This window comes from Algimonas arctica, from assembly GCF_014652695.1.
Lineage (GTDB): Bacteria > Pseudomonadota > Alphaproteobacteria > Caulobacterales > Maricaulaceae > Litorimonas > Litorimonas arctica.
On sequence record NZ_BMZH01000008.1, the window covers coordinates 121,381 to 144,775 of the forward strand.

At 52.6% G+C, this 23,395-nt stretch carries 17 protein-coding genes; 9 read left to right on the forward strand and 8 right to left on the reverse strand.

Going from position 1 to position 23,395, the window contains the following annotated elements:
* Positions 1–9: 9 nt before the first annotated feature.
* From IE105_RS10550 to IE105_RS10565, 4 genes are all read right to left on the reverse strand, one after another.
* On the reverse strand, positions 10–2,391 hold the full coding sequence (locus tag IE105_RS10550) for a TonB-dependent receptor (protein WP_233354102.1): 2,382 nt from the start codon (positions 2,389–2,391) through the stop codon (positions 10–12).
* A gap of 33 nt (positions 2,392–2,424) precedes the next feature.
* Complete coding sequence (locus tag IE105_RS10555) at positions 2,425–3,333, reverse strand: carbon-nitrogen hydrolase family protein (protein WP_189498235.1); 909 nt, start codon at positions 3,331–3,333, stop codon at positions 2,425–2,427.
* Positions 3,334–3,454: 121 nt separating this feature from the next.
* Positions 3,455–5,314, reverse strand: a complete 1,860-nt coding sequence (gene pdxR / locus IE105_RS10560) for a MocR-like pyridoxine biosynthesis transcription factor PdxR (protein WP_189498237.1) — start codon at positions 5,312–5,314, stop codon at positions 3,455–3,457.
* Between the two features lie 67 nt (positions 5,315–5,381).
* The gene (locus tag IE105_RS10565) at positions 5,382–6,836 is read right to left on the reverse strand and encodes an alanine/glycine:cation symporter family protein (protein ID WP_189498239.1); all 1,455 of its coding nucleotides are present in this window, start codon (positions 6,834–6,836) and stop codon (positions 5,382–5,384) included.
* 273 nt (positions 6,837–7,109) lie between these two features.
* On the opposite strand from IE105_RS10565, the gene IE105_RS10570 reads away from it, so the two are divergent.
* Positions 7,110–8,957, forward strand: coding sequence for a DUF885 domain-containing protein (locus IE105_RS10570; protein WP_189498241.1), 1,848 nt, complete (start codon positions 7,110–7,112; stop codon positions 8,955–8,957).
* Positions 8,958–8,963: 6 nt separating this feature from the next.
* Here the strand turns inward: IE105_RS10570 and IE105_RS10575 are convergent, their stop codons facing one another.
* Positions 8,964–10,565 (reverse strand): BCCT family transporter, encoded by a 1,602-nt coding sequence (locus IE105_RS10575; protein ID WP_189498243.1) that lies wholly within the window; start codon positions 10,563–10,565, stop codon positions 8,964–8,966.
* Positions 10,566–10,811: 246 nt separating this feature from the next.
* Between IE105_RS10575 and IE105_RS10580 the strand changes: the two genes are divergently transcribed.
* The 3 genes from IE105_RS10580 to IE105_RS10590 all read left to right on the forward strand — a co-directional run bounded on the left by IE105_RS10580 (position 10,812) and on the right by IE105_RS10590 (position 15,946).
* Positions 10,812–13,379, forward strand: a complete 2,568-nt coding sequence (locus IE105_RS10580; RefSeq protein WP_189498244.1) for a TonB-dependent receptor — start codon at positions 10,812–10,814, stop codon at positions 13,377–13,379.
* 69 nt (positions 13,380–13,448) lie between these two features.
* Positions 13,449–15,434: a tetratricopeptide repeat-containing sulfotransferase family protein gene (locus IE105_RS10585; RefSeq protein WP_189498246.1), complete on the forward strand. Its 1,986-nt coding sequence runs from the start codon at positions 13,449–13,451 to the stop codon at positions 15,432–15,434.
* A gap of 14 nt (positions 15,435–15,448) precedes the next feature.
* Entirely contained in the window at positions 15,449–15,946 is a 498-nt protein-coding gene (locus IE105_RS10590; protein ID WP_189498248.1) for a MarR family winged helix-turn-helix transcriptional regulator, read from the forward strand.
* 70 nt (positions 15,947–16,016) lie between these two features.
* Here IE105_RS10590 and IE105_RS10595 read toward each other — a convergent pair whose 3' ends face one another.
* Positions 16,017–17,273 (reverse strand): MFS transporter, encoded by a 1,257-nt coding sequence (locus IE105_RS10595; RefSeq protein ID WP_189498250.1) that lies wholly within the window; start codon positions 17,271–17,273, stop codon positions 16,017–16,019.
* A 302-nt stretch (positions 17,274–17,575) separates the two neighbouring features.
* On the opposite strand from IE105_RS10595, the gene IE105_RS10600 reads away from it, so the two are divergent.
* From IE105_RS10600 to IE105_RS10620, 5 genes are all read left to right on the forward strand, one after another.
* Positions 17,576–18,769 (forward strand): endo-1,4-beta-xylanase, encoded by a 1,194-nt coding sequence (locus IE105_RS10600; RefSeq protein ID WP_189498251.1) that lies wholly within the window; start codon positions 17,576–17,578, stop codon positions 18,767–18,769.
* Between the two features lie 110 nt (positions 18,770–18,879).
* Positions 18,880–19,065, forward strand: coding sequence for a PAS domain S-box protein (locus IE105_RS15675; RefSeq protein ID WP_189498253.1), 186 nt, complete (start codon positions 18,880–18,882; stop codon positions 19,063–19,065).
* A complete protein-coding gene (locus IE105_RS10610) occupies positions 19,023–19,400 on the forward strand; it encodes a histidine kinase dimerization/phospho-acceptor domain-containing protein (RefSeq protein WP_267904677.1) in 378 nt (125 codons plus the stop codon). Before IE105_RS15675 ends, IE105_RS10610 begins: the two co-directional genes overlap by 43 nt.
* Positions 19,354–20,040, forward strand: a complete 687-nt coding sequence (locus IE105_RS10615; protein WP_189498256.1) for a response regulator — start codon at positions 19,354–19,356, stop codon at positions 20,038–20,040. The genes IE105_RS10610 and IE105_RS10615 overlap by 47 nt, the downstream gene beginning before the upstream one ends.
* Positions 20,041–20,419: 379 nt before the next feature.
* The gene (locus tag IE105_RS10620; protein WP_233354103.1) at positions 20,420–21,292 is read left to right on the forward strand and encodes a formylglycine-generating enzyme family protein; all 873 of its coding nucleotides are present in this window, start codon (positions 20,420–20,422) and stop codon (positions 21,290–21,292) included.
* Positions 21,293–21,319: 27 nt separating this feature from the next.
* Here the strand turns inward: IE105_RS10620 and IE105_RS10625 are convergent, their stop codons facing one another.
* Entirely contained in the window at positions 21,320–22,198 is an 879-nt protein-coding gene (locus IE105_RS10625; RefSeq protein WP_189498258.1) for a hypothetical protein, read from the reverse strand.
* Between the two features lie 41 nt (positions 22,199–22,239).
* Complete coding sequence (locus IE105_RS10630; RefSeq protein ID WP_189498259.1) at positions 22,240–23,142, reverse strand: phytanoyl-CoA dioxygenase family protein; 903 nt, start codon at positions 23,140–23,142, stop codon at positions 22,240–22,242.
* Positions 23,143–23,395 lie beyond the last annotated feature (253 nt).

A 23,395-nucleotide genomic window follows, 5' to 3' on the forward strand; every position in this document is an offset into this window, starting at 1 on the left:
ATTTGGATTCTAAAATCCATAAGAGCCCGTCAAACCAATCGTTCGAGGCAAGGAAATGAGCTCTTTATTGGCATTCCCGAAATAACCTTCTGAGGGAGACGTGCCCATATAGGCCTCCGTGAAGACACCGGTCACGCCAGCTTCATCGAAGATATTCTTGACCCATAACGATCCGGTAAAGTTGCCCCGTGTGACCGAGGTTGTTGCGTTCCATAGGCTGAACCCTTCGAGCGGCACATTAAAGGTGGGGGATACCCCAACACCGTTTCGTGTCTCCGATTGGTAAGATCCATCAACCCGCGCAAAGAAGTCCCATTGGTCATTAAGCGGGGCAGAATAATCGAGCGCCCAGTTGAGCATATGCTCAGGCGCACCCGGCAACCGGGCGCCATCAACGGCAACAGGTGTTACGCTATTATTGGGCGCGAAGAAATCGTCAGACAACTCGGCATCAACATAGGCGTAGCCGAGATTATAGTGCCAGCTATCCCCGAAATAACCATCCAGCGAGGCTTCCACACCCAGTGTCCGGGCCTTGCTGCCATTCTGGACAGCAAAGAAACCCCAATTTGTCGTGGCTGTATTGAGCTGGGGATCAGTCCAATCGATATAAAATGCGCTGACATCATACGTCAGACCATTTTTGCTTCCTTTTGTGCCGATTTCATAATTGACGACACTATCAGCTGTGTAGACTTGCCAACCCGGATCTTCTGCGAAGGTTCCTGTGAGGGGAACCGCATTAGAACCGCCGCGACGATACCCTTCGGAAACCGTCGCATAAATCATCGCGTCATCATTATAGCGCCAAGACACGTTCCCTTTGAAGAGTATGTCATCTTCACTGGTTTCGAAGGATGCGTTGGTCGGTGTGAAAACGCCGGCATATAATGGCAGATCGATAAAGGTATCATTCTCAGATTTATTGTCGAAGTAACGTGCGCCAACCGTGAGGTCGAGCGTGTCCGTCGCATGGTAAGTGACTTCACCAAAGGCGGCGACTTCCTCGAAATTTTCGACCCGGCGATAGTCGAAATCCTTATCGCCAGTCACAAGACCGCTCAGGCCCGGCAGCAAAGTATCCCACCATTGTTTGAAGCCGAGCAGATAACTTTCTTGCGTCGATTCAATTTGCTGTTTGCGGTAAAATCCACCGACAACATAATCGAAAGTCTCGCCGACATTCGACACCAGACGAATTTCCTGCACGATCGCCTCATCCGCATAGGACCGAACAGCCGATGCCATTGGGCGTGGATAATTGTAATAGAAACCGAGGAATCCTGCCTGCGCGTAAAAACCCGTATTCTCACTCGTACTGTCGCCCGTATGGTCATAGTGCGACGTAGAAGATGTGAGCGTCGCAAAGCCTAAATCAACATTCACCTCTAAGGATGTGGAATTGATATCGCGCGTTGAGGGCTCCAGCTGAATAGAGCCATTTTCACCCTCACCATAGGCGTTTCCAAACCCATCTTGATTGAACGTGTTCTGACGGCGTCCACCGACATCATCCGACTGCCGAATATGCATCAAGGTGAGATCCACCGTATCGGACGGCTCCCACAATAAGGTCGCGCGACCCATCCATTGATCCACCGTGTCGGCGTCTTCGACAGCGCTATACGACGCGGCCGGATCGAGAACACCGTTCGGCGCGACAGGAATACCGTTCGCGTCGAGATCATAAACATTCACGTAATCTGTGATGCCCGGATAATCGCCATAGCTTCCAACGATACGCAGAGCCGCATCCTCACCGAGTGGAAGGTTCAACACACCATCCAAAGAATAGCCGATGCTTTCAGAGTTTTTCACGCTGGAGAGTGACGAGCTGACCATGCCTGACGTTTCACCGAGAACCGGTTTACGCGTCATATAACGGATCGTGCCGCCCAACGAGCCGGAGCCATAAAGTGTGCCCTGCGGTCCGCGAAGAACCTCGACACGCTCTAGATCACGCAACAAGAAATTGCCGAAAATCGGCGTTTCATTGAGGTAGGTTGATACTGATGCCACCGAAGACACTGCGTAATCGCCAAGCCCGCTACCGTCGACATTGAGGCCGCGAATACGCACTTGGTTCAATGTGCCAGAGTTACGTGCCCCCCGGTCGATCACACCCACCCCGGGAATAGAACGGAGGAGTTCCGCGTCATCAAAAATTTGCGCCCGTTCAATGGCAGACCCACTCACCGCAGTGATATTATAAGGCACATCCGACACAGAGGTTTCGCGGCGTGTGGAGGTGACAATAATTTCGTCCATCACACGCGCTTTGGGCTGTTCGTCTTGGGCCTGCGCCATCGTCGCCGTAAACGGAATGATCGCCGAGCTACATAAGAGCGCCGTCGCGAAGAGGTGTCGTCTGGGGGGGGTGAAACCGATCATAATATTCTCCTTTGAGGCGTCGTGGGGGTGGATTTAATCAATAATTTTATGGGTAGGCGGCGGCGTGGGGGCGGCGTCTAATTCACCAACAGTGTCCCGCCCGGGCATCGTCAAAGGCCCCAGGGTCTTAAATGCGGCGCGGCGGTTTTCTGCAGATTGATAAAGATCATATTCGACAGGGGCGTCGCGGAAGCTCTTAAGCACTTGCCCCAATCCGTTCCATCCGAGCTCACGAACCCGGCGGACTTCGTTAAAATCAAGATTTAAAGCGACGACTTCCGCGCCGACACCGCAGGCATGTAAAAGCTCACCGCCCGGGCCATAGAATACAGACTGTCCATTGCCCTGCTCTCCGGCGACGTTGACGTCGATGAAATAGCATTGGTTGGTCGCCGCGTTCGCACGAGCGATGGATAGCTCAACATCCCGGTCAATTGTGTTCGTCATGGTCGGGAGCAAGATCGCTTCGGCGCCCATTGCCGTCAGGGTGCGGATGACCTCTGGGAACCACATATCATAACAAATCGCGACCCCAATCCGGCCGACGCCCGGCACATCAAAGACACAAAAATCACGTCCCGGTGTGACCCCTTTTTCATACGGTAAAAATGGATAGAGCTTGTCATGCCGCGCGACGATTTCGCCGGCGGGATTGATGACATGTGTTGTGTTGTAAATGTCGGTACCGCGACGTTCGTAAAGAGACCCCGGAATGAGCCAAATGCTGTGACGTTTCGCGATCGCTTGCAAACGCGTAATCGTGGGTCCGTTTTCATCTTCAGCCGCTTGCAGCGAGGCGCCGTGAATCGCCAGCTCACCCAGGACAATCATTTTAACCCAGGGTAAGCGCTTCGCAGTCGCCGCAATATCCGTCTCGATAGCGTCAAGATTGCCGGACTTACGTCCAGCCGTCTGGATAGCGGCGACTCCCAAATGGCCCATAAACATTCCCCTAATCGACGCACTCAGCAGACGAGTGCGTCGATGGGGCGTGATTGCATCAAATTTGTATCACGTTTAGGGCCAGTTCAGAGGATTTGATGGTGCCAGATTAAAGGGTCCGCTAATGTCGCCCTAAAATCGCACTGTCGACGTCATGACCGTCATCATTGACCCAGAAGATACGGTCTTCCACCATCCTGACAAAGAATTTGGACGTTTCGCCGTAGGCCCAATTTTGCCATTGGCGACACCAGCGATCGCCTTCGATCCACCAACGACCCACGTCGCGATCTTCACTGGCGTAACCTGCCTTGCCCACCATCGTCCCATCGGCACGCAGGGTTATGGTGCACGGCTCCCCATAGACGGTGTTATAAAGCAGATCGACGTTCGTCAGCGTGTGTTCGATCTCCCGGCTCGAGAGATGATCGTCTTCCCCTTCATGGGTTTCTGAGGATTCAATTGAGCACAAGTCAGTGATAATTCTTGAGAGCCGCTCCACCCCTTCGCGAATACGCTCAGACGGAATGCTGGTCACACCCAAGCGGAAAATATGCTGGTTGGCCCGAGGATCAGCAAAATAGGTGCTCGCAGGTTCAATCAATATGCCCCGGGCCTCTGCGACTTTGGCCAGCCGTTCTACGTTCAGTCCTTCAGGCCCGTGCACCCAATAGGATGTTCCGCCGGAGACGGCGGGGATGGCAATCGTCAGCGGTCGATAATGGTTGAGCGCATCGCGTAGCGCCAGCAGCCGAGTCTCGTACACAGATGTCAATCTCCGGAGGAGTGTATCGTAATGCCCGAGCGTGAGAAAGTACGCCGCAGCTCTCTGATTATTGGGGGATGGCCGCCGCGTCGTGAGGTTTCGAAGTTGCCGTGCTGCTTGAATGACCTCTCGGGGTGCCACCATAAATCCAAGTCGGATACCCGGGTCGAGAACTTTTGAAATCGCGCTAAGATAAATAACGCGTCCTTGTGTGTCTAAACTATAGATGGAGGGCAGAGGAGAATTCAGAAAATTCATCTCACACTCGAAATCATCTTCGATGATAATTGCATCCGCGACGTCCGCTGCCTCTAAAAGGGCGTGACGGCGGGCCAGTGTCATCGTCACGCCGCTCGGGCGTTGGCGAGAGGGCGAGACATGGATCATGTCACACCGACCAAATTCTGTGTCAATAATCAGCCCTTCGCCATCGACGGCGCGTTGTTGAACCTGGCTCCCATTCAAGGAAAATAGTTCCTTTAATTCTGGCAGACCGGGGTCTTCCATAACGACTTTAGAATTTTCTCTTGCGAATAATTCCGTGATCAAATGCAGCCCTTGCTGTTCACCAACTGTGACCAAAATTTCGTCGCGTCCGGCCTCAATTCCGCGTCGGGACAAAAGGGAGGCACGGATCGCATCGACCAACATTTCGTCATCGGCTTCATCATTTCCGATCGACCATTGTTCGACTTCCTTTACCCCAAGCGCGAGACGGCTGACTTCCCGCCATTCAGGCACTGGAAAAAGAGACCGATCATAGCGTCCTTCGATGAACGGGTATTGGTATCGATGCCAATCAGGCGGGCAGCGAAATTGCCGGAAATTCTGTCCCTGCGCGCGCAGGTGACTGGCTGCAACGCTGGTCGCCTCGGGGGCAGGCTCACCTGCAACGTTAGAACGGGTTGTCAGCTGACCTTTAATGCCGGGAGCGACGAATATGCCGCTGCGGTTTTTAGAATAGAGATGTCCGTCATCGATCAAATATTGATACGCCAGAGACACAGTGTTTCGACTAATCCCAAGCTCAATCGAAAGCTTCCGCGTTGAGGGCATTTTCCGATCTGCCAGCAAAAATCCGGCCTGCATAAGGTGCAAGATACGGGTCCGAAGTTGCACCTGTAGGGACAGCACACTGTCCCGATCCAGCTCGATCAAAGGGGCGATTGAAGACCCTTTGATAGACGGGTTCGAATGTTTTGGATTAGCGACCATATCGGTCTCTCAATGCCCCGAGATTATCGACAAAAGCAACGCTGCGCTCACCCTCACGAGGCATTCATCATCGCTGCTGAGACTTATACGTCGCCCAATAGACCTTGAGATCTTGCTTCACTTCAGGTCCCATAATGTAGAGCCCGATCAAATTCGGAATGGCCATCACGAAAATCAGAGCATCCGCAAAGTCTAAAATTGCGTCTAATTTAATCGCGGCGCCAATGACAATAAAAGCACAGAAAATGAAACTGAAAACACGTTCTTTGCCTTTGCCTTCCCCAAAAATATAGGTCCAAGCTTTCGTGCCATAATAGGCCCAGGCTAACATGGTGGAGAACGCGAACAATATAGCCGCGATGGACAAGGGCACTGGCGACCAAGAAATGGAGTTCTGGAAGGCGGACGATGTTAACTCAATTCCCGCGACGCCGCCGCCCATTAAATGATCCGTCGGAAAAGCCGTTACGAGGACAAGACCCGTCAACGTGCAGACAACGACGGTATCAATAAAGGGCTCTAAAAGAGACACGAAACCCTCCGTAAGGGGCTCAGCCGTTTTGACGGCTGAATGCGCAATCGATGCCGACCCAATACCCGCTTCATTCGAAAACGCCGCGCGTTGAAACCCAATAATCATAATTCCCAAGACGCCGCCGGTGACGCCTTTCATCGAGAACGCCCCCACAAAAATTGCCGTCACAGCCGCCGGCAGTCGCTCTGCATTGAGGCCAATCACGATCACGGCGCCAATAATGTAAAGCAAGATCATAAACGGGACGAGTTTAACGGTCACACGCGCAATGGATTTAATGCCGCCAATAATGATGAGGCCGACAAGCACGGCCAAGACGATTCCAACGAGCCAACCTTTTCCAGATAACACGCCCGCCTCACCGCCTGAGACTTGCAAAAGTTGAACATAAGCTTGGTTAGACTGGAACATATTGCCAATACCAAGACAGCCAATGACAATGCTAATGGCATAGAACATTCCGAGAAATTTCCCGAACCCTGCCATCCCGCGCTTTGCGAGACCGGACCGGAGGTAATACATCGGCCCACCAGACACGGTACCATCAGCCGAGATATATCTGTATTTTACGCCCAGTGTGCATTCGACAAATTTCGTCGTCATCCCGACAAGGCCCGCTACAACTAACCAGAAGATGGCGCCGGGACCCCCTGCGGACACGGTGATCGCCACACCTGCGATATTCCCGATACCGACAGTGCCAGAGACGGCGGCCGTGAGAGCTTGGAAGTGAGAAATTTCGCCCGCGTGCTTTGTGTCAGAGAATTTTCCGCTGACAATATCAATCGCATGTTTGAACCCCCGGACATTGATGAAGCCCAGATAGCTCGTGAAGAAAAACGCGCCGAAAATAAGCCAACACACGATCAACGGTACTTGCGCCGTGCCGATTGGAACAGAGTAGAAAATAAAGGCTGAGAGTGCATCCGTAATCGGTTGAACAGCCTTATTGATCGCCTCATCAATTCCTGCAGCCTGAGCGGGCATCGATATGAATATCACGCTCAAAAAAGAGAGCGCGGTTAGACCCCTGACGATCAGTCGATTGAGGATAGAACGGGTCGAACGTGTTATGATTGGCATTAATACCCGGTCTTGTACTGTAAAGGTTCAACAGACCACAAATGATACAGGCGACCAAGACCTATCTAAATTTCATACCCCAAGAGCCTAAAGTTTGTGCCGTCAATCGCTACCCCATTGCTACTGTGCCCAATTCATCGCAATCAATGAGTTCGATAGACTGGAAAGAATAGACTCATGAAATTTTCCCGACGCAGACTTCTCCAAACATCCGCTGCTGTGGCCGCGTCCTCTGGCCTGCTGGCCGCTGGTTGCAGTGATCGTGCGCCTCGTGAGACCAAAACTTTCGATGCCCTCGCAGAGACCCTGCTCGACAGCGCGAAAGATTTGATGCTTCGCGCCTATCCTGAAACAGCGTCGAGTGTCGGCATTGATACGGGTGATTATGCGGCGTTGAAATCGCAACTGACGGATCGGTCCGCCGCGGGACAAGCCACAATTGCCAGCGATGTTCGGTCTCTTTTGTCCGCCCTTAAAAAGGTCGATACAGACACGCTATCCGCTGACGTCGCGCTGGATATGGATGTGGTGACGTCTGTTTTTGATCGGGCAGTTGAGGGGTTTGCCTATCCTTACGGGGATGTCGCGCTGTTGAATTACAACTGGTCCTATCGCAACGGTCCCTATGCTGTGGCGCAGAACACAGGCGCTTTCGTTGAAATTCCAAGTTTCTTGGATGCGTCACACGCGATCAAAACATCGGATGATGCAGACGCTTACCTCACGCGTATGCAAGCCTATGCGGCCCAGCTTGACGGGGAAACGGAACGCGTGATTGCGGACGGCGCGCGCGGCGTTATTCTGCCTGATTTCCTGATGGAGAAAACACTCGGGCAGCTACGGGGCGCCCGCGACCGATCCCCCGCAGAATGGGGTCTCGTGCAATCGGTCGTGACCCGCGCGAAAGATCTGGGTCAATATGAAGACAGCGCCGTGTCTATCGCGACGCAGGACATTGTTCCGGCATTAACCCGACAGATCGAGGCGCTCGAAGCGCTCGCCCCGCGCGCAACATCTGACGCGGGCGTCTGGGCCAAGCCGGATGGCGACGCCTATTATGACTGGACGTTACGATCAGGAACAACGACGACAATGAGCGCCGACGAAGTTCACCAAATGGGGCTCGATGAGCTGGCTGAGCTGCATGCGCAAATGGAGCCCATTCTCCAATCCGTCGGTTATTCAAAAGGGTCCGTGGGTGCGCGTATGACCGCCTTAGGTGCAGACAAGCGCTATCACTTCAAACCCGGCGATCCGGGTCGCGCCGAGATCATGAGTTTTATCGAGAACACGGTCACGGACATTCGCGGCCGCATGCCACAAGCGTTCGAGACACTCGTGCCCGGCTTCCTCGAAGTCGAACGTATTTCGCCTGACGTCGAAGCTGGCGCGCCCGGAGCCTATGGTGGCGCGGGGTCGATCGACGGTACGCAGCCGGGCCATTTCTGGATCAATCTGCGCTCAACGGATTTACACAATAAATTCAATCTGGCCGACCTCACCTATCACGAAGCGATTCCGGGACATGTCTGGCAGGGCGAATATGCGTTCAAACAGTCCCTCACCCGATCGCTACTCGCCTTTAATGCCTATTCTGAAGGCTGGGCGCTTTACGCTCAACAGATCGCTGACGAGCTGGGAGTCTATTCTGATTTCCCTGTAGGACGACTTGGGTATTTGCAATCCTTGGCGTTTCGCGCCTGTCGCCTCGTCGTTGATACGGGCCTTCATGCTAAGCGCTGGACCCGTGAAGAAGCCAATCAATGGTTCGTCGAGAACAATGGCTCCAACCCCGAAGAAGTCCGAGGTGAAGTTGACCGGTATTGCGCGTGGCCGGGCCAAGCTTGCGGTTACAAAGTCGGCCATTCCGCGATTAATCGGCTGCGTCAGAGCGCAAAAACCGAGCTGGGCGACAAGTTTGATTTCCGACGCTTCAACGATGCACTTGTCTTGGGTGGCAATGTTCCGATGACCGTCCTCGGTCGCGTCATTGACGCATATATTGCCCGGGAAAAGCAAGCTTAAGCATTCTTAAGCGGCGACAGAGCGTTCAATCCTTTTCAATGCTCTGTGTTCATCGCGCATCCCAATATAAAGGCTGACGCAACAGACGAGCAGAATGATCGTGAATGGCAGGGCCGCGGTGATCGTCCCCGCTTGGAGAGATTGCAGGGCTTGCGTCCCACCGCCAAAGAGTAAGGCGGACGCCGTTAGCCCCAGCGCCGCAGCCCAGAAAACTCGCTGACTGACGGGGGCATTTTGCTTCCCGCCTGACGTGATCGTATCCACGACTAGCGCGCCGGAATCGGCCGATGTCACAATGAAAATGATGAGAAGCGCAATCGCCAAAAGAGAGGCGATATCGCCATAGGGCATTGACGCCAGCATCTGGAACAGAACAGCCGCGGATGTATCAATCCCATTGGCAAGATCGCCAACGCCGGTCTCATATTGATCAATGGCCGTTCGTCCAAAGGCCGTGAACCAAACAATACAAATCGAAAATGGCGCTAGCAAAACGACCGCGAAATATTCCCGTACGGTGCGTCCGCGCGAGATCCGCGCAATGAACATGCCAACAAAGGGGGACCAAGAAATCCACCACGCCCAGTAAAAGATTGTCCAATCATGGAACCATTGCTGATCATCTCGACCAATCCAATTGGTCAAGGCGGGCGTGTCGAGAATATAGGCCCAAAGGTTCTCCCCCATCCCCGTCATGATCAACGTAGTTGGCCCCGCAATAATCACAAACAGTAGCAAGCCCAACGCACCGACCATGTTGAGATTACTGAGAAATTTAATTCCGCCGTTCATGCCCCGAAGAACGGAAATGATCGCAAGGCCCGTCATGGTCGCAATCAAAGCGATTTGAACCCCAAGGCCGGGTTCAAAGCCAAAGATATAACCGAGACCACTGGCAGCCTGAGTGGCCCCAAGCCCTATCGTCGTCGCAAGGCCAAATATGGTTGAGACCACCGCCAGAAGATCAATGATGTGGCCCGGCCACCCCCAAATTCTCTCCCCTAACAACGGATAAAAAGTCGACCTTACGGATGAGGGCAGCCCTTTGTTATGCGTGAAAAAGCCAAGTGACAGCCCGACGACAGCATAGACGGCCCATGGCGACAGCCCCCAATGAAATAAGGTCGCACTAAACGCGAGCCGTTCTGCCTCTGGTGACCCGACAGGCGCGGACAGCGGCGTTCCACCCCAACCGGTATGATAGGCGAGCGGCTCGGCCGCCCCCCAAAACATAAAGCCAATTCCGACACCGGCGGCAAACAACATAGCCACCCAAGACAAATAGCTATGAATAGGTTTGGCCTCTTGGCCGCCCAATCGGATTTTCCCTAATGGCGACAGAGCCAGAAACAAACAGAATGCGAGAACCACAACCGGCGTGATCGCAAACAACCAGTCAAAATTCCGCAAAGTTGCGGCCTTAGCCCAAAGAAGGGCTGTGGCGGCTTTGTCTGGGAAGACGATTGTTAAAGTCGAAAAAAGAAGAACTAAACCCGCCGCACTGAAGAAGACGGGGTTGTGAACGTCCAACCCCATGACCTCAATATTATCCTGCCCGACGGCATAATCAGTATCATATTCCATCTCTGGATTAGTGGGGCGTTTCATACGGTATCCAATAGGGCTGAACGGCTAAAGTCTGCGATGAAAGCTCGTCGATTACCGAAACAAAATTCTACTCACCCTCTATCAACCCCAAACCATAAATCCAGCAGAAACAGCGCAAAAACTTCTGTTAAGCCTGAAACTGTCGACAAACTGTTTCATTCGTCGAAGTTTCTGTTATGGCGTGCCTTGCGTGCGCTAGGTCGTCCTTTTCAGGGCGCCGCCTCGCCTCAATTTTAAGGATGACTTATGTCTCGACTACTTTGTGGTGCCTCTAGCCTCGTTCTGGCGGGCGCATTCGGCGCAACGGCCTTCGCTCAAGAAACGGCTAATCCAAGCGCCAGCCGCCTTGATGAAATCATTGTGACCGCGACGAAACGAACAACAGGCCTGCAGGACACGGCTGTCACAGTCGCGGCGATCGACGAAAATACGCTGGACGAACTCGGCGTTAAAAACTTTACCGACTATCTCATCCAATTGCCGGGAGTCACGGCTGGCGGTTCGGGACCGGGTCAAAGCACAATCTATATTCGCGGTCTGGCATCAACGACACCAAACCTCGTCACGGCCGGAGTTGCGGGCCTTGCGCCCAATGTCGCCTTCTACCTTGACGAACAGCCCTTGGCGCAGCCGGGCCGGAACCTGGACGTATATGCGGCTGACTTAGAACGGGTTGAAGTGCTCTCCGGGCCACAAGGCACACTTTTCGGATCGAGCTCACAAGCGGGTACTGTTCGCTTAATCACGAACAAACCAAGCCTGAACGGCTTTGATGCAGGCTTCAAAGCCTCATCGTCGTTCACGGATGGCGGCGAAATGAGCAATAGCATCGAAGCGATGATGAATGTGCCTGTGTCCGATAATTTCGCACTGCGCGGTGTTATCTATTCCGACAATCAAGGCGGCTATATCGATAATATCGGCGGTATCCGTAGCACAGCCGACTCTGCGCGTTTCCGCTCCGCAGGGACTGTGCGCGACAATGGCACCGTCGTGTCAGCCAACCGCGAAGGCTTCCAAGCCGGCGCTGATTTATCCGGTGTGAACTTCATTAGCGCCAACAACTCAGCCTTAGTCGAGAAGAACTTCAACGACACGACCTATGCTGGCTTTCGTCTCGGTGCGTTCTACGAGTATAATGATGACTGGAACTTACTCGTCACACACTCGCAACAGCAACTTGACAGCGAAGGCGTCTTCTTCTCCGATCCAGAATTGGACGAGTACCAAATTGAACGCTTCTCAGACGATAGCCTCCAAGATGATTTCCACAATACAAGCTGGACGCTGGAAGGCCGTTTAGGCGCGCTCGAAGCGCTCTACACCGGGGCCTATACAGAACGGAATACGGACCAGACGGTTGACTATTCTGACTATCTCTTCGTCGGACAATATCTGCCATACTATATCTGCGATGGCGCCGTGACCTATCCGGGCGCGGCTGCGCCATCCGGCACATGTCAGGCACCAAACTTGAACGTGAAGTCCGGCACAGAGACAAAAGTTCAGACCCACGAAGTGCGGTTCAATACGCCGAGCGAAAATCGCCTGCGCGCGACATTTGGCGGCTTTTACAGTGACCTGGAACTGACCGAGCTCAATGACTTTACCTATCCGGGTTCTGTCAATGCCGTCGGCTTTAACGGTCAGTCTGGCTTTGCGGCGAACTACCCGCTCACCAACACAGCCGTGACGGGCGCGGTCGGAATCGCCTCACCGGGTTACTTCAGCGAGGCAGGACCGTTTCCGGAAGGAGTCATTTTCCGGAATGATATTTTGCGGACAGATAAGCAAATCGGGATTTTCGGTGAAACCACTTTTGATTTCTCTGACCAATTCGCTCTGACACTCGGCGCACGCTACTACGATATCGAAGTTGATTTAGAAGGCTCCGCCAACTCGTCCTTCTTTAACCTCGGCCAGACCGATGATGCGCAGCGTGCAGGCACAAATATCTCCGCGCAATTCGCCCCGAACAACACAGTCGGCGCGCCGGATAAAGCGGCTACCGACGGTGTTATCTTCAAAGCGACCGGGACATGGACACCCACGTCTGATTACCTCTTCTACGCCACATATTCCGAAGGTTTCCGACCCGGTCTCCTCAACCGCCCTGGCGGCGCAGCAGGGCCTAACGGCTTCACCGTTCCCTACGCGCTCGATACAGATGATGTGCAGAATTACGAGTTTGGTTGGAAAACGGAGCTGTTCGACAACTCCTTGCGGTTCAACGGGTCCGCGTTTTTCGTGAATGTCGAACGTCTACAGACAACGATTTTCGATCCCTCAATTTCGAACCTGTTCTTCTCTGATAATGCGGCTAACGCCGAAATCCGGGGCATCGAAGGGGACTTCACTTGGGCCCCCTATTCCGTGGATGGCTTGACCGTTGCCGGCGCATTCTCTGTGCTGGATACAGAAATCACGGAGGTTCTTACGCCAACCAACGATGTGTTGGTCGGATCCGATCTGGCGTTCGCGCCGTCATTCCAAGGTAACTTGCGTGTGCGCTATGAATGGGACTTGGACCGTGAAATCGCTGGGTCTTCATTGACAGCCCACGTCATGCCGCAAATCATCTTCTCCGATGAAGCGTTCTCTGACATCATTGAGATCAACAAAGCCAAAACAGATGGTTTTATCACTCTGGGAACGACCTTGGGCGTGAGTTCGGATCAGTGGTCAGCGGAGCTATTCGCCACGAATATCACCAATGAATATGTGGAACTCAGCAACAACTTTGTGTTTGACCGTGAACGCGTTAATCCGATGCGTCCGCGTACGGTTGGCTTACGGATCGCTTACGATTACTAAGCGAAAGCCCTCACAAATAACGCTCTAAGGCCCTGAACATTCAGGGCCTTTAACTTTGAAGGCGCCGTTATGAAAACTGACGCGGAGATAGACAGCCTCTTATCTGCCGCGCGGCAGGACATGAAAACGGGTGCCTTCAAATCGGCTCAAAGCCGCTTACAGTCCCTTTTAGTGGATATTCCCGCCCAAACGGACGCCCTCTACATGGCCGCTGTCTGCGCGCGTTATCAAAACACCATCCCAGCGGCGCAGGATTATCTCAATCGCCTCAAGCAAGCCGCGCCCGATTATGGTCGCGCGTTTCAAGAAGAGGGTCACTTAAGCCTCAGCCTTCATGATACGGATCGCGCGTTACACGCTTTCCAATTGGCGACACGATATAATCCATCATTACTCGCCAGTTGGCAGGCGCAGTTTGATATATTGCAGAATGCCAATCGCGCGACCGACGCCGCGCAAGCGCAAGCGCAAATCACGCGTCTTCAAGCCCTGCCCCGCACCTTACTGGCCGTGACGAACCACCTTTATGAAGGTCGGGTCTTGCACGCAGAAAAAACCGCGCGCGCCTTCTTGCTAAAAAACCCGCATCACGTGGAAGGCATGCGGCTTCTCGCCGAAATTGGCACACGGCTCGGCGTCCATGATGACGCGATATTTCTGCTCGAAACAGCGATCGCAATTGAACCCGACAATATACAGCTACGCATCGACATCATCCAAGTGTTGCGCAAACGCCAACGCTTTGCAGAGGCTCTCGCGCAGTCCCGGCGGCTCTATGAAAAAGACCCGACCAATCCGACGTTCCAATCCTTACATGCCATCGAGGCAATGCAATTGGGTGATTACGAAACGGCCCTTGGCTTATTTGATCAAGTCTTAGCGGTCTTACCCAACGACTCCGCAACGCTCACATCCAAAGGCCATGCGCTCAAGACTTACGGAAAAACAGACGACGCCATCGCCTCATACAAAGCCGCTGTCGATGCAGACCCTTTGGCAGGGGACGCGTGGTCGGCGCTGGCGAATTTGAAAACTTATCAATTCACCCCATCGGAATTGGCCCGGCTTGAATTCATTCAGAGCGATGGGAACTTGGCCTTTATGGCGCGTATCCATATTGCTTTTGCTTTAGGCAAAGCCTTTGAAGACGCGGGAGAGATCGAAAAATCTTTCAAAAATTACGCCTTGGGCAACGCCCTAAAATCCAAACAGACCCGCTACACAACGGAACAAATTCGCGAGCAATTAGACGCGCAACGCGCGCATGTCACACCGGACCTTATATCACGCAATAGCGGCCGAGGCTGTTCGGCGCCGGATCCGATTTTCATTTTGGGCTTACCGCGTGCGGGCTCCACTCTGATCGAACAAATTTTGGCGTCGCATAGTCACGTCGACGGTACATTGGAACTCCCCGACATTCTGTCGATTGTTCATCGGTTGCGAGGCCGTAAACAGATTACGGAACGCGACCGATACCCCCGAATTTTAGGGGAGATGAGTGCAGAGGAACTTCGCGCTCTGGGGGACGAATATATTCAACGAACGAAAGTTCACCGCCAATCCGCCCCTTTCTTTACCGATAAAATGCCCAACAATTTTTGGCATATTGGTTTAATCCATTCAATTTTACCGAACGCGAAAATCATCGACGCGCGGCGTGACCCTATGGATTGTTGCTGGTCAGGGTTTAAGCAACTTTTTGCCGAAGGGCAGGAGTTTACCTATCGCCTCGAAGACATCGGACAGTACTATAAAGCCTATGTCGAAATGATGGCGCATTGGGACGCGGTCTTGCCCCAAGGCACGGTTCTGCGGGTGCAGCATGAAGACGTCTTGGATGACTTACCGGGACAGGTCCGTCGCATCTTGGATTATTGCGATCTTCCTTTTGAGGACAATTGCCTAGAATTTTATAAAACAGAACGCGCCGTCCGGACGGCAAGTTCTGAACAGGTTCGAAAACCCATCAGTCGAAAGGGCGTTGGACAATGGACAAAATTCGACCCATATCTGGCGCCACTGAAACACGCTCTCGGGCCGTTGCTCGATTAACTTAGAGGCAGGCAATGACGGAACGGTCTCACGACGCTTTGATCGCATTGCGTCGAATTCAACAACGCACAGATCAAGCCTCAAAGCGTCTCGCGCAGATGGTCGGCGTGACCCCGTCGCAACTTATCGTGTTACAACACCTGCAAGACAATGAGGAATGTTCCGCTGGCGATATTGCGGAGCTGACTCAATTGAAACATGCCACCATCACGGCTCTTGTCGATAAGATGGTCGAGAGAAGTTTCGTGTCTCGTTTCAAGTCCGATGAGGATAAAAGACGTGTCTGGTTAAAATTAGAACCCGCTGGCAAAGCCATCATTCAGTCTGCGCCAAATTTGCTTCAAGACACATTCACGCTGAAATTCGAGGCCCTTGTCCAATGGCAGCAGGCCATGGTTGTGACTGTACTGGAACAAGTTGCCTCGATTTTAGACGCTGAAACCATTGATGCAGCGCCAGTTTTGCATTCCCGTGAGATCAACGAAACCTTTATTGTAGACGACAAAAATTAATGGTCGCCCCGTCAGTGATCTCATCCTTCATGACCGCAAACGGACACGCCCTAGACGCCCCCTAAGGTCGTTAGCGGTCACGGAATAGCTTACGCTTTCTCTTAATGATATTGCGCGGATCGGTTCGCAAAATTAGGGCCATGGACAACGGCCGTGGCATGGTCACATAATCTGCGCTCTCATCCGGGGCCGCCCGTTGCGACACGCGGAACATCGCGTAAACCACTAACAGAGCATGGACAAAAGCGGTGAAGGCAAACATCGCCGAAGGCCCAAAGGCCGACATAATCAAGGGCGCGATTGACGGCCCGATCACAGATCCAACACCGTAAACCAATAGCAACCCCCCGCTGATGGCGACAAATTCAGTCGGCTCGGCACGGTCATTCGCATGAGCGGCCGAAAGTCCGTAAATTTGAAAGGCAAAAACGCCGTAAAGAGCGCCTCCGGTCAATAAAAAAATGCCTGATGTAGTGGCGAAATAATTGAGGAAGCCGCCGGCCGCAACAGCCCCCACCGCCATCAGGATGAGAATTTGCCGACGACCGAATTTGTCAGATAAATAGCCAACAGGCCATTGCAAAATGGCACCAGACGCAATCGTCACGCTCATAAACAGTGACACCATGACAATGGGGTGTCCCAAAAGCTGAACGAAGACCGGGGCCATGCCCCAAAAACTCCCGTTCGTAAGGCCCACTGCGAAAGCCCCCACCACGGCCAGGGGCGACATGCGAACAAGTTTCTTCAAGTTCAGGGACGTATTGGTCACAGCAATTGGAGCTTTGGACGATGAGAGCGAGATCGGGAAAATCGCCAAACACACACAAATTGCCACGACGGAGAAGAGCGCGAAGTCACTCGGATCATAAAGGGACAGCATAAATTGCCCCGTTGTTATGGCCGCCAAATCAACCATACGATAAATAGAGAGGATCTGCCCGCGCTTCTCATTGGGAGCCTGCTCGTTGATCCAACTCTCTATGAGAATATAAAGCCCTGCAAAACCTAACCCCGTCGCAAAGCGCAAAATCACCCAAACAGGCACGTTTACAAAGAGAACATGCATCAAGACGCAAGAGGCAATCAGGGAAGAGAGTGCCGCAAAGACGCGAACATGCCCGACGCGTTTGACGAGCATCGGCGTAAACACGCATCCCACGACAAACCCGGCAAAATAAGCCGAAGACATCAGACCGATTGCTAAAAGCGGGAATCCTTCAAGCTCGGCCCGCACCGCGATCAAGGTCCCCAACAGCCCCCCTCCCGCCAGCAAAACGGCGGCAGAAATGAGGAGTGCACCCACAGATGATAAAACTGAACGCATAACCCGCCCTTGAAGCAGCTCTATGAAGACTTTGGTGTCGGATTTTCGGGGGCCGTAGTCCCGATAGCGATCCTTTTGCAAGTCCGATCTTGATGCTATTTTCAGTGACGCAAACTGTTAGGAACGGCGCTTACAAAGATGGGTTTGAAGGTAATTCGACGGTTAAAGACTACAGCCACCACGGCCTTGTCACTCCGGCTCGCTTTATAGGTTTTCAGGCAAAGAGATCATTAACCTTGCCCCTGCATCGAATATTTACCCACTGCCATTACCAACCTATCCTTTAAACGGGGTGGATTGACATGATGATGTTCACGGCACGGGATCGCCTGAAGCTCCTCATTGGGGCAAGCGCCATGACACTCGGCGCCTGCGGTGGCGGTGGAAGCAGCACACCCATCGCACCCGTCATCGTCACACCGCCGCCACCCATTCCTCCGACACCGCCAGCCACTGGTCTGACGAGTGGGTTATTGCGCGACGCTTATCGCGCCAATTTCAATATCGGAACCGCCCTTAACAACACACAGATTCAACCCGTGTCAGAATCCGCTGAAATTGCGATGGATCAGTTCAACCTGATCACCCCTGAATATGAGTTAAAACTCGATCAAATCGCGCCAACAGAAGGCGCCCTGAACTTCGACGCCGCCGACCGTATCGTCGATTGGGCGCTCACCAATAATATGGCTGTCCGCGGACATGCCCTCGTTTGGCACGAAGCGACGCCAGATTATTTTCTACAGGGCACACCCAATGATATCCGGCAGCGATTAGACGATTATATTGGTGCCGTTATCGGTCATTTCAAAGATCGTATCCATATCTGGGATGTAGCCAATGAAGTTATTTCCAGTGACATATACAACGGTCCAGCGGGCATCGGCCCCGATCGCCGGAGCGCGTGGTACAATGCCGTTGGCAGTGCGGACTATCTAGATTGGGCATTTCGCGCCGCCCGGGCTGCCGATCCAAACGCAGAGCTCTACCTCTCGGACTATGACACGGAAAATCCGATAAAACGGGATTGGCTCATCGAAATATTGCAACGGTTCCGGGCGCGCGGCGTCCCGATTGACGGCGTTGGGCATCAGTTCCACTTCTTCCTCGACACGGCCGCTGAGGACGCGCTGGCCTCTATTGATGCCGTGGACAATGAATTCATGGGCTTGATCAATCACGTAACCGAGTTGGACGTGAGTTTCTACAACGACCCCGGTTCATGCTGGAATGCCAATACAGGGTGCGAGCCCGACCTCGGACCGACCCCACCGGCCAACATGTTAGCCGCCCAAGCGCAACTCTTACGTGACCTGATGAACGGCCTGACGCAGCGAAGCACCGTTGAAATAGTCAATCTCTGGGGCGTTAAAGATGGCGACAGTTGGTTAAACAGCGCACCGGTCGAGCGGTTTAACCACCCACTGCTGTTTGATCGTGACGGCGAGGCTAAGTCTGCTTTTCACGCCATCACGGACACGAATTACGTCATTTAACGACTTCATCAAAAGTCATTACTTTGAATATGAGCTTTGCCAAAATCTTTAACGTCAGCGCTGGATAGTAGGGGCATGTCAAAGCGAAGTCTGATCTCTACCATGAGCAATTGGAAGCGACGTTTTCCACTTCGCTCGATGGCATTATTATTATCGATTCCCACGGCGATATCGTTGAATTTAATAAGTCTGCGCAGAAAATGTTTGGGTGCTGTCGTGACGACGTCCTTGGGATGATATTGCGCAAACGATCATCCCGCCATCTCACCGCAAAGCCTTCAACCAGAGCATGTTGAACCTCCAAGATGCTCACCGCGCGGCCAACAATCATAGAATTGAAATTCTGGCTGTTCGCGCGGATGGCGAAGAGTTTATGTCAGAACTTTCCATGTCTCGCAGTCGAGGGTCCGGCAGAAACATCTTCATTGCTTACATCCGCGATATTTCTAAATCGAAAGAGGCGGAACAAGCGCTGCTCGATGCTAAAAACGCAGCAGAACTGGCAAACGTCGCCAAGTCAGACTTTTTGGCGACAATGAGCCATGAAATTCGAACCCCGATGAACGGTATAATCGGCATGATTGATGTTTTGCGGCGAACTGAGCTTAGCGATTTCTCGCGGCTTGGCTGAGGCGATGGACGGCCAGTTAAAGGTTACTCCAAACAAAGATATTGGAACAACTTTCACACTCCAACTCCCAATGAAAATGATTCACTCGGCTTCCACAATAGCAATCGCGGCTGGGCCAGTTGCACAAGACGCTAATCCGCGGAGCCACGAAGGCGTTGTTTTACTGAAAAGCCCAGAAAAGACAAAAAACAGTCTCCCGAAAATACTGAGTATTCTCATCATAGATGATAATGACGAGGTTAGCGGCTCAATCGTGAAACACCTCAACCGCCCGCAAATTAATACGTTTGTATCTCCGAATGGAACGACCACGATTACGACTTATAATACCGTCAGGTTTGATTTTATTTTTGTTAACGCCACGCTCCAAGCTGAGGAGGATAACTTTGCGGTTCAGTCGATACGCGACCACGAAAAAGCGGTCGGAAGAACGCGAACCCCGATCATCTGTGTGACAAGACAGGACTTCATTCCCGACGGAAAAGAGTCTCTAACCCTTGAAATAGATGACTACCTACCGACATCCACTCATAAACCCGCGCTGCTTCAAATTATAGCAAAGTGGATCAAAAACACACAATCAGACCCGCGTATTGAGCAAACGAAGATCGCCTCTCTAAGCAAGAATATCAGCGCCTAAGCCGACGCGCGGCAAATGTCTGAACCGAAAGTTCGAATGTTAGACACCGTAAGTATGGTCTAACTCGCCCTGCCTATCAGCCAACCTCAGAGCTTTCGAGACTGTCGCAAAAGCACGAACATTGAGCCGCTGCCTCTATCTTTAGGTGACACAAAATGTCTCCCGTGTGATGCTCGCGTTTTACGGTTAAAGAACGGATTCAGACATGACAATCGACCTGTGTCATTCCGCCAAAACGTCATTATGCGGGCTTTCGTCCATCGTGTTGAAATACCTCCGACGCTCAGGAACTGAGCTCTTAAAGTGGTCACTTTTAGCTGGAGATCATAACGGTTGCAGAGTCCGTCAACATCGGACGATTAGAATTTCTTGTCTCCTAATGTCCGCACTCCCGCTTATGTCCTGCCAAGCGGAAAACACTGATATCGCCGTGGAGAGTTGCGCGTTCGATAACGGCCCTCCCATCATTTTATCCGGACAGCAGAATTTCACCTTGGGACAGGAGAACGGCTATCCTGAGGAACGTATTCGACAATCGTCATTCACCGGATTCGATATCGACCGAACAGAAGTCACAAATGCCGACTTCGCGAATTTTGTTGAAGCAACTGGATATGTCACGACGGCCGAAAGAGCCCAGCCCGGTTTCGGAAAACCGGGGGGCGCCGTTTTCATGAGCCCAACCGTCACCAACCCGAATTGGTGGCAGTTTGTTGAAGGCGCGAGTTGGCGTCATCCCGACGGGCCGCAATCCAGTATTAAAAACCACCCGAATGATCCCGTCGTTCAAGTCTCGCTTAAAGATGCCCTCGCCTATGCAGACTGGAGCGGCCGCCACTTACCAACAGAGGCTCAATGGGAATATGCTGCGCGCGGTGGCACGACGACGACTTACATATGGGGCGACAGCCTTACAGTCGATGGGCAAGAAAAAGCCAATACTTGGCAAGGCGCATTTCCTATTCAAAATACCGTCGACGACGGCTTTGACCGTCGTGCGCCTGTCGGCTGTTTTGATCCAAACGGGTACGGTCTATATGATATGGTCGGAAACGTCTGGGAATGGACCACGACTGAATTCCTTCAATCACAATCCCCGCAGGGCTTCGCGATTAAGGGGGGCTCTTTTCTCTGTGCTGAGAATTTTTGTGCGCGCTACAGAGCGCCGGCGCGCCAATCACAAGAGGCTGACTTTTCAACCAATCACATCGGGTTCCGGACAGTCTCCCAACCGCCCATCGACGTCAACTAGGGTTTGAAGGCGAGGCTCAAGCCGTCGCTAGTTTGCGCTTAAATTCTTGTTGGACCCAAGGGGCAATCCAGCGGATACGGCGCAAGCCTCGGCAATATCCCACAAGATGCCCGCTTGTTGCCAACGGTCACTCTCTTCAACCTCCCCTTCATCCCCTAAAAATGTCCTAGCATAGTAGAAATGCATCTCACCGTTCAGCATCTTAAGGGAGTAAGGGAGTAGCTCAGGCGCAAACGGAAGAACTTCACCATGTTCTGCTGTCCCTAAAAATCCCGCCGCACAACGACGCCACATCTCTCGAAAATGGTCGACAAAAAGACGGTCGTCCGCAGCCCCGTCCAACCGGACTTGAGCACAGCAGGCCGTGCCAATACGTCCGTGCATGTAGCGCACACGCTCAAATACAGGGGCCATGACGTCAAATTTATGCGCCAAGTCACCATAGGTCATTTCATGCCCCGTATACCAATGTGATAGATCGGCGTTAAAACGTATACTGGGAAAACGGCCAATCATATCGATTGTGCGGCGTATATCCTGTGTCACGGTCGCCCTGTGCGTTTCTACGAATAATGGGTAGTTATATTTTGTGCTGGCCTCAATGACAGACCCGATAAGGTGATCAATCTCGCTATCGGGCTCAAGCCCTGTGCCAACATGCAATGTTGTGGCTTGGTAACCCGCCTGTTTATGTTGCACGGCGATATCAGCAGCGTCATTTCTCGTATCGATGCGGGCTTGACCGACTATATGCATTAATCCGGCGGGAACCATTTCAGGCCGAGGATGCTGTATGGCACAGACATCACGCTTCATAAGCGATGTAAGTTGATCCGTGAACCGCGCCGGCGCCTGTGACCATTGCGGCAACCCCCACAACGTCGCCGCATTGATGTGACGCACCATGCAAGGCGCCTCGGTTTTTTCCCGAGCTCGCAATATTGCCGTCATTCAGGGACGTCCGCCAAATTGTCGAACAACAGGCTGTGGAGTTTCTGGGTTTGCACCGGATCTTCAGGCCTCAGAAATGGCCGTGTCAGTTGCGCCTTCCCTTTCCAAGCATAGGGGTCTTCACCGCTCACCATTTCAAAATCCCGAAAGTCATCTTTAGCCTCAGCGGCCGTCGCGATATTCCAAGGCAACAAAGACGTTGCACTCATCACGTGATTGACAAGCGCCCGACGATAGCCATGCGTTCGGGTGTTATTCAGTGATCGGTGCAGAAGGTATCCATGGAAGATCACGACGTCACCCGCGTCAGCATCCAGTGGCACGCCTGCCTCGCGTTCATAGGGGAAATCATAGGCTTCACGAGAACTGTCAAAGCGCGCATCGCCATGAGCTTTCATCGGCCAAAGAATTTTATGTTTGTGACTCCCGGGGTGAACCCAAAGCCCGCCATTATCGGTCCGTGCATCATCTAGCGCGATCCAAACACCCGCCAGCGACATATCACGGGTCGGGATAAAAAATTCGTCCTGATGCCAAGCCTGCCCTGGCTTGCCGGCATTCTTGGCAAACAGCATCGACTGCATACACTTTATGTCAGGCCCAATGACGGCGTTGAGAAAATTGACGATTTCCGGTTTTAATTGCGTTTGGCGCATCAACTCCGATATTTTGTGAGGAAAATGGATCGCGAGGATGCGCTGCATGAGCTCATCATCAGAGGACGCCCCGTCACCAATTAAACCCTGACCGAGAATATCACCTTTTCGGCCAGCGCAAATAGCGACAGCCTCATCGCGCAATGCGTCGACCACTTGTGGCGAAAATACATTGCGCAAAACAACGTATCCATCGCGGTCATAAGCTTTCGCTAATTCTGATAATGCTGCTGGGTTATCCATGTCTGGACCTTCTATTTTTTGGAACCGTAATTAACTATTCTTGGATCTTCGCTTCAAGTTTTAGTCTCAATTCATTCGCGACCTCAGGGAATGATCCGATGACATTATTTAACTGATGGGGATCGCTTTCGAGGTCGTAGAGTGCGTCTGTCTGTCCGTCGTCATATAAAACGGCACAGATTTCGGCCTGGGCCAAGAGAGACTTTGCTCACCTTTATTGATTGATATTAGGCGACGGCTTTGCGGTATTGCA